This is a genomic window from Cellvibrio sp., assembly GCF_053579595.1.
Genome location: NZ_JBRFPI010000210.1, coordinates 1 through 8023 on the forward strand (window position 1 = coordinate 1; position 8023 = coordinate 8023).

7 protein-coding genes are annotated in these 8023 nt (G+C 46.1%); 5 read left to right on the forward strand and 2 right to left on the reverse strand.

Annotated features, from left to right (window positions below; all coding sequences use genetic code 11):
• The coding region (locus ACWA6V_RS13375; protein ID WP_449522958.1) for an FdhF/YdeP family oxidoreductase at window positions 1-1969 on the reverse strand (1969 nt) is incomplete at its 3' end.
• A 127-nt stretch (window positions 1970-2096) separates the two neighbouring features.
• Between ACWA6V_RS13375 and creB the strand changes: the two genes are divergently transcribed.
• From creB to ACWA6V_RS13400, 5 genes are all read left to right on the forward strand, one after another.
• The gene (gene creB, locus ACWA6V_RS13380; RefSeq protein ID WP_449522959.1) at window positions 2097-2813 is read left to right on the forward strand and encodes a two-component system response regulator CreB; all 717 of its coding nucleotides are present in this window, start codon (window positions 2097-2099) and stop codon (window positions 2811-2813) included.
• Entirely contained in the window at window positions 2813-4282 is a 1470-nt protein-coding gene (gene creC / locus ACWA6V_RS13385; protein ID WP_449522960.1) for a two-component system sensor histidine kinase CreC, read from the forward strand. Before creB ends, creC begins: the two co-directional genes overlap by 1 nt.
• A gap of 151 nt (window positions 4283-4433) precedes the next feature.
• On the forward strand, window positions 4434-5045 hold the full coding sequence (locus tag ACWA6V_RS13390; RefSeq protein ID WP_449522961.1) for a hypothetical protein: 612 nt from the start codon (window positions 4434-4436) through the stop codon (window positions 5043-5045).
• 165 nt (window positions 5046-5210) lie between these two features.
• Window positions 5211-6572: a cell envelope integrity protein CreD gene (creD, locus tag ACWA6V_RS13395; protein WP_449522962.1), complete on the forward strand. Its 1362-nt coding sequence runs from the start codon at window positions 5211-5213 to the stop codon at window positions 6570-6572.
• A gap of 7 nt (window positions 6573-6579) precedes the next feature.
• A complete protein-coding gene (locus tag ACWA6V_RS13400; protein ID WP_449522963.1) occupies window positions 6580-6975 on the forward strand; it encodes a VanZ family protein in 396 nt (131 codons plus the stop codon).
• Between the two features lie 260 nt (window positions 6976-7235).
• On the opposite strand, the gene ACWA6V_RS13405 is transcribed toward ACWA6V_RS13400, so the two are convergent.
• Window positions 7236-8023, reverse strand: a 788-nt coding sequence (locus ACWA6V_RS13405; RefSeq protein WP_449522964.1) for an aldo/keto reductase, incomplete at its 5' end; no start/stop codon positions are given.

An 8023-nucleotide genomic window follows, 5' to 3' on the forward strand; every position in this document is an offset into this window, starting at 1 on the left:
ACCAGCGAGTGTCAGTGCCACGATAGGAATCGCTCTCTTCATAAATGATCGAATTGAATTGGCCTTCACTGCGGATGCTGGCGAGTAAAACAGGATATTCAGCGCTGGTGACAGGTGCAGGCAACGGGCTGATTTGGAATTGGGCTTTTGTGTTTTCCGTTTTAAATGTTGGCGTGTCGAGCAGGCGATTCTTGATGGTGAATTCTTGCTTGGTTTGTGCAATATCTTTTAATTCACTTAATCCGGGAATGGTGGCAGCGATTGCAGCGCGAATAGAGTTGTGTTGTTTGAGTTGATTAAAATCGAGCGCGCAATCTGGCAGTAATCGTTTACCCAGCTCGCACAGAATTTCCACTTCCGGTTTTACATTGTGCAAACGATCAATACCGCCATCGCTCAAACGCACATAATTAAACATGGATTCCTGCGTAGTAGCTTGCCACTCTTCATCGCGGGCCGTGACAGGTAAAATTAATGCTTCGCTGGTTTCCATGCCGGTGATATGGCCAGCATTTAACGTCGTGGTTAAATAGACTTTAAAGTTGATTTTATCCAGCGCTGCTTGTGCCCATCCGCTATTGGGTGTGGCAGAAAACAAATTGCCGCCCATGATTAATGCGGCATCGATTTTTCCTTCATGTGCCGCTGTTAAACAGGCGAGAGTATCCATGCCTTTGGTGCGTGGCAGTTGTACCCCCAGATGCTGTTCAAGTTGCTGTAACACATCGTCCGCTAAAATGGGTTTAACACCTACTGTGCCTATGCCTTGTACATTGCTATGGCCGCGCAGCGGTAACAATCCTGCAGCAGGTTTGCCGAGCATACCGCGCAATAAGGCCAAATTAGCAATTGCCTCGACATTTTCTACGCCGTGTAAATGATGGGTAATGCCCATACCCCAGGCAAAAATCGCGTTTTCAGATTGTGCATAAGCATTGGCGAGTGAGGTAATTTTTTCTTTATCGATACCACAGGCATCAACAACTGTTTGCCAGTCAGTATTATCAATATCATTTTTAAATATTTGAAAATGATCCGTGTATTGCGCGATGTAGTCAGTTGCAATTTGGTTGGATTCCAGCAGCGCTTTAGCGATCCCTTTAAATAATGCAAGGTCGCTGCCGATTTTGGGTTGCACATATTCCGATGCAATCCAGGTGCCGCCGCTGAGCATGGATTTGGCGCTTTTAGGTACCGCAAAGCGCACCAGTCCGGGTTCTTTTGCCGGATTAATCACGATCACTTGCCCGCCGCGTTCGCGACAATTTTTTAATTGGTGCACAAAGCGCGGATGGTTGGATGAAGGGTTGGCTCCTATCACAAAAATACAGTCGCAATTGCCGACATCTTCCAGTGACACCGTTGCGGTACCACTGCCAATAACATTCTGTAATCCAACCCCAGTTGCTTGGTGACAATAATAGGAGCAATTGTTGACATTGTTTGTGCCATACAAACGCGCGAGCAATTGCAATACAAAACCCGCTTCATTGGAGGAACGGCCAGAGGAATAAAAAAAGCTGCGCTCAGGATGGGTTGCGGCAAACGCGCGTGCCATTTTATCTAATGCAAAATCCCAGCTGACAGGAGAGTATTTATTGCCGTCAGCAGATTTAAATAAGGGGTTATTCAAGCGCCCGAGATGCTCAAGTTCGTAAGCACTGAGCTGTTTAAAATCATCCAAAGTGTGATTGAATAAGTCGGTCGGGATGGGTTGTTGTATATCGGTCGATTGCGCCTGGATACTTTTGTTGCAGACCGAGGGAAACTCGTCTTTTTCGTTGGTCATGCCGCCGCGTTGGCCGCCCATTCCCAAACCGCAGGCTTTGCAGGTGTTTTTGCTGTTGAGCGCTTTCGCTGAATTGAGCAAGCCGATACGCGCAACGGTTTTTAAGGTGTAGAGAACCTTTTTCGGGCCGCCGCCGACAATGGTAATGGGTTCGGCGGGGGTAGAATCTTTTACAGACATAAGCGTTCAGCCAAGCGTTAATGCGATAGCAAGAGGTTAGGGCGGATTCTGTTGCATTGCAATACGTTAAATAGCCCGCTTTCTTGTAGAATCAGGCCACGCTAAATAAGAGTGATTGGAACTCCCTATGCCTCATATTGTAATCCTGGAAGATGAGCCCTCCATTGCCGAAAGCCTGATTTTTGTACTGCAAGCGGAGAGCTTTAGCACTCACTGGGAAAGTCTTGCCAGCAAGGCGCTTGCCTATGTTAGAGAACAGTCGGCAGATTTGATCATCATGGATGTCGGGTTGCCGGATATGACGGGTTTTGAAGCCTGTAAACAACTGCGCAAATTTTCCGAAGTGCCGGTGATGTTTTTAACCGCCCGTGGCGATGAGTTGGACCGTGTTGTCGGCTTGGAGATTGGTGCAGATGACTATGTGGTAAAACCCTTTAGCCCGCGTGAAGTGGCTGCGCGGGTAAAAGCCATTTTAAAACGCGTGCGACCAGCTATTGCAGCGAGTGACTTATCGCTAATCAATGCATCATTACCCGCGCCAGAAAAACAGCGCGAATTTATAATCGATAGTGAACGTAAAACTATCCATTACTACCAACAATTGCTACAACTCACACGGTTTGAATTTTGTTTATTGCAGGCGCTGGTTGAACAGCCGGGGCGGGTCTTCGGTCGCGATCAATTGCTGACTGCCGTAGGTGCAACCGCTGACGCGGGCTATGACCGCAGCATTGACGGTCATATCAAAACATTACGCGCGAAGTTGCGCGCGGTAAATGCCGCCGCAGATCCCATCAAGACCCAGCGCGGGTTTGGTTATTGCTATCAGCCGGAAATTCATTAATGTCGCTGAGCTTACGCATTTTTATTATCTACATGCTCTTCGTTACGCTCTGCAGCTATTTTGTGTTGCGCACGGTAATGGAAGAAATTCGCCCTGGTGTACGCCAATCCACGGAAGAGACATTGGTTGATACCGCCAATTTGCTCGCTGAGTTTTTGCGCGAGCCTATGCTTAACAATAAAATCAATAACGAATTCTACGCGGATATTTTTCGCGCGTACGGCCAGCGAATGCCTAATGCGAGTATTTGGGGCGTTAATAAATTTGCTGTCAATCACCGGATTTACGTCACTGATAAAAATGGCATTGTGTTGCTCGATTCAAAAAATATTGCAGTGGGGCAGGATTATTCACAGTGGAATGATGTCTATCTGACGCTGCAAGGAAAATACGGTGCGCGCTCTTCCCATGAAATTGAGGGCGATGAAAGCTCCAGCATTATGTATGTGGCAGCGCCGATAAAAGAGGGGGATGAGATTATCGGTGTGGTCTCGGTTGCCAAACCCAATCGCAGTGTGCAGCCGTTTATTGATCGCACCCAACGCCGTTTGGGGATATTGGGTGGCGGTTTAATTTTGTTGGGTTTATTGAGTGGTGCAATTTTTTCCTGGTGGTTGAGCCGCGAGCTGCGCAAACTGCGCGAATATGCCGTCAATGTCAGTCAGGGTGAACGCGCGATAATTCCCGAAAGTAAAATTGCCAGTGGTGAATTGCGTCAGCTCGCACAAGCTTTGGAATCCATGCGCTCTGAACTCGATGGCAAAGCCTATATCGAACGCTATGTGCAAACGCTTGCACATGAATTAAAAAGCCCACTTGCAGGTATCCGCGCAGCCACAGAACTATTGCAGTCGCCGCTATTGCAAACACCGGATAATGATCAGCAGCGGCAGCGGTTTATCAATAATATCGATAGCGAAAGTCTTCGCCTGCAACAGCTTATAGAACGCTTGTTAAATTTGGCCTTGGTCGAGCAACAGCAAACCTTGCATGACCCAAAACCGATTGATCTTAATCTGCTGCTGGATGAATTGCTCGATAACCATATGGCGCGTATCTCACAGCAGCAGCTACAGATTAAAAGAGATTACAGCCCGGGCGCGATAGTGAGCGGTGAATTGTTTTTGCTTCGCCAGGCAATCAATAACCTGCTTGACAACGCGCTCGATTTTACTCCGCAAGTGGGTGTTATCTGTGTGCGCACACGCAAAGAAAATGGCCAATTATTTTTGTCGATTACCAATCAAGGTGAACCAATTCCCGATTTTGCCTTCGCGCGTTTAACAGAACGTTTTTTCTCGTTGCCGCGCCCTGCAACGGGCAAAAAAAGTACCGGGTTGGGATTGAATTTTGTGCAGGAAGTGGTTGCTTTGCACAATGGAAGTCTTGAACTGCGGAATACTCATGACGGGGTGGTTGCAGTCGTGAATTTTCTGCCTGTGTTGTCCAGCAATCATGGTGGAGGTTGATGCATAGGTTGTTTGCGTACAATTTTTTACACCTCCAGCCCGCACAAAAAAATAAGCTCCGCCCGTGATTCTACCCCGGTTCATAGGGGTGGATTAAAATCTCCTGCAGCATGCCTAAACTATGAGGGTAAAGCCAAGAATGCCGTTATTGATGAAATTGTTCGTTCCTGTCCTGTTAATCTTTTCCCTTGCTGCTTGTAAAGATGTGCTGAACAAACCTCTCGGGGGAATGGAGGCTCCGGCCTCGATGGAGCAGCTTGATGGTAGTTGGATTGCTGAAGAAGGTGGTGCGCGGCTGGACATTCTTAAGACCAGCAAAACGGATTGGTATGGTTTTACCTATCAGGAGCAGGGTAAGCAAACGGAAGGCCGCTTTGTGGTTTCTTATTTTGAGCGCAAACGGGTACTGAATATTGATTTGGCTAGTGTAAAAGTCAATGGCGTTCCGGTTGTTAAGGATTCGAGTCAAGCATTTTTGATGGTTGCTGCAACAGTCGATGATGAACAATTATTGCTGACACCCGCAGATATGGATAAGTTTGAAAAGCATTTTGCGCAGTATTTTTTTGCCTCGCCAATTCAAGTAGAGGGCCTGTGCAAAAGAGATAATGAGCTTTGTAATTCGACCTTTTCCTCAGGTAATGTGTTGATATCCAAACGTATGAGAAAGTTTAATGACGAATTGCTTAAAAAATACCGCACTGTGTTTCCCTACAAAAAACAAGTAGTGTTTAATTCAGTCAACAGCTCGTCTGAACACTAAGTGATATAACCTCGTTTGTGTGTACGATTGTCGGGTATTCAGCTTTTAATGTGAATACTCGCCGCTGCAGCGCATCAAAACTCCACATAAACTCCATATTCCCCACATAAAATCTCCAACTTGGGCGGGCATGATTTCTTCTACTTAAACCCTAAGGAGAAACCCATGAAACGCCCCTTGTTATTTAAATTTCTTGCCATTGGCTTGTTGATGTTATTGCTGCTGATCCCTATTGGCATGATTGGTAACTCTATTGATGAGCGCCGCGCCTACAGCGAGCAAGTCGTACGCGATATCGCCAGCAGTTCCAGCTATAGCCAAACCCTGGTTGGGCCGGTACTGGTGGTGCCCTACACCAAGATTGAGCGCACCTGGACAGTAAACGAAAAAAGTGAACGGGTGGTAGAGGAGCGTACAGTCTCGGGCAAATTGCAGTTTTTGCCGGATCTATTTCGTGTGAACGGCGACATCACTACCGAATTGCGTAAGCTGGGTATATATGCGGCGCGGCTTTATCACGCGGATACCCGTGTAGATGGCCATTTTATTGTGCCCGCAGACTATGGGATTAAAAATAATCTAGCCGATTACACCTTTCTTAAACCTTATGTTGCAGTGGGCATCAGCGATATTCGCGGCATTAAAAATTCATTGACGTTGCAATTGAATAGTCAGCCCTATGAATTTGAACCCGGATCAGAACTTAAAATTCTCGGCGACGGTGTTCATGCAGTTTTTCCGCTGGACGTATTGCAGGTAGCTAATGGGCAACATCAAAAACTGGGTTTTGCTTTTAATTTGCTGTTGGATGGTACAGAGCAGTTACATTTTTCGCCGATCGGAAAAGAGACACACGTAGAGCTGCACTCTGATTGGCCACATCCGCGATTTATTGGAAACTTTTTACCCGTAGAACGTAGTGTGTCAGAGGCTGGATTTACCGCCCGCTGGCAAACCTCTTACTTCTCTACCAACTTTTCCGAATACTTTTATACCTGTGTGCGCAGCAATGAGTGCGATCAATATCAACAGCGCCAATTTGGAGTGAGTTTGATTGATCCGGTTAACCAGTATGTTAAAAGTGATCGCGCCATTAAATACGCCTTGTTGTTTATCGCATTGACCTTTGCCAGTTTCTTTTTGTTTGAGGTGCTTAAGCGTTTGCAGGTGCATCCAGTGCAATACGGTTTGGTAGGTATGGCGTTGGCATTTTTCTATTTGTTATTGTTATCGCTTGCCGAACATATAGGTTTTGCTTCAGCTTACGCGTTTTCATCAATTGCGTGTGTAGTGTTGATTGGATTCTATGTTTCCCATGTGTTGCAAAGTATCTGGCGCGGTATCGGGTTTACAGCAGGGTTGAGTTTTTTATATGCCTTGCTCTACGGATTGTTAAGTGCAGAAGACTACGCGCTGCTGATGGGTTCTCTACTGCTCTTTGTATTGCTGGGCGTATTTATGATGCTGACTCGCAAAGTGGATTGGTATGCGTTAGGCAATGGCAAAGCAGATTCGATAAAGGAGTGATAGGTCGATGAGCTTTTTGAATTATTGCCGCCAACCCTTGTGTATCGCCTTTTCAGTTTTTTTCGGGTTTATTTTGTGGATTATCTATGAGGCAGATAGAGGTGCAGATAATATTTTTATGAGTGCTGCCGATTCAATTCCTTACGGCGATAAGTTAGGGCATGTCTGGCTGTATGGTGGGTTGGCGTTGTTGCTTAATTTATTGCTCAATCGGCGAGTTATGCTAATAAAGTCTGTACGGTTTCAATTAGGCAGCTTGCTGGTTTTTGGTTTTGCGGCAGCAGAGGAATTATCGCAAGGCTTTTTTGCAACACGCAGTATGGATGGCTGGGATCTATTGGCAGATTTGCTAGGTGTTTGTATCGCCGCATTTTTGGTTAATACTAAAAAAGGCGAGTATTAATATGGGGGTAATAGCCGCTTCACTGTTGATACTGGTATTGCCAGTGATTCTGTTTGGGTTAATCACTTACTGGTTGTGGATGCGTGGAATCTTGGGAAGGATTTGTTTGGTCGGCGTTTTTATGTGTGGTGCTGTTGAGGCGCACTCCATCATTTATCCACAAAAAAACCTGAAGGAAAATTATGCGAAGGTGATTGGTTAAATGTAAATGGTTAATGGGGGATTCGTAATCACGAATCCCCCGTTTTTTATTTCAATTTTTATTTCAAAATTGCTTCAATCTTTGCAAGTTCATCAGTGCTGAAGTTCAAATTGTTTAATGCAGCAACTGAATCATCAATTTGCGCAGGGCGGCTGGCGCCGATCAGGCAGGTGGTAACCGCATCATTATGCAACGTCCAGGCAATCGCCATTTGCGCCAGTGACTGGCCGCGTGACTCTGCAATTTTATTCAGCGCTTGCACTTTTTGGATTTTTTCCGGAGTGATGTCTTTGTCACCCAGATAAATTTGTTCCGCGCGTGCAGCACGTGAACCTTCTGGAATACCGTTCAGGTATTTGTTGGTCAATACACCTTGAGCGAGTGGTGAGAATACAATTGAACCAACACCTTCCTCTTTTAATACATCCGTCAAACCATTTTCAATCCAGCGATCAAACATATTGTAGCGCGGTTGATGGATCAATAATGGTGTGCCCAATTCACGCAGAATGCGCACGGCTTCTTTGGTTTGTGCGGGTTGGTAATTGGAAATGCCTACGTACAGTGCACGTCCGGAGCGGACGATAAAATCCAGCGCTTGCATGGTTTCTTCAATCGGTGTTTCCGGGTCCATACAGTGATGATAAAAAATATCGAAATATTCAAGGCCGGTGCGCTTCAAGCTTTGGTCGCAACTGCTCACTAAATATTTACGCGAGCCACCAATACCGTAGGGGCCTGGCCACATATCATAACCGGCTTTGCTGGAAATAATTAATTCATCGCGGTAGTGCGAAAAATCCTGTTTGAAAATGGAGCCGAAGGAGGATTCTGCTGAGACAAAAT

Excerpts from the sequence above, each read along its gene's own strand:
- ACWA6V_RS13390 (WP_449522961.1), top strand. The coding sequence starts at position 4,434 with ATGAAATTGTTCGTTCCTGTCCTGTTAATCTTTTCCCTTGCTGCTTGT.
- creC (WP_449522960.1), top strand. The coding sequence starts at position 2,813 with ATGTCGCTGAGCTTACGCATTTTTATTATCTACATGCTCTTCGTTACG.
- creB (WP_449522959.1), top strand. The coding sequence starts at position 2,097 with ATGCCTCATATTGTAATCCTGGAAGATGAGCCCTCCATTGCCGAAAGC.
- creD (WP_449522962.1), top strand. The coding sequence starts at position 5,211 with ATGAAACGCCCCTTGTTATTTAAATTTCTTGCCATTGGCTTGTTGATG.
- ACWA6V_RS13400 (WP_449522963.1), top strand. The coding sequence starts at position 6,580 with ATGAGCTTTTTGAATTATTGCCGCCAACCCTTGTGTATCGCCTTTTCA.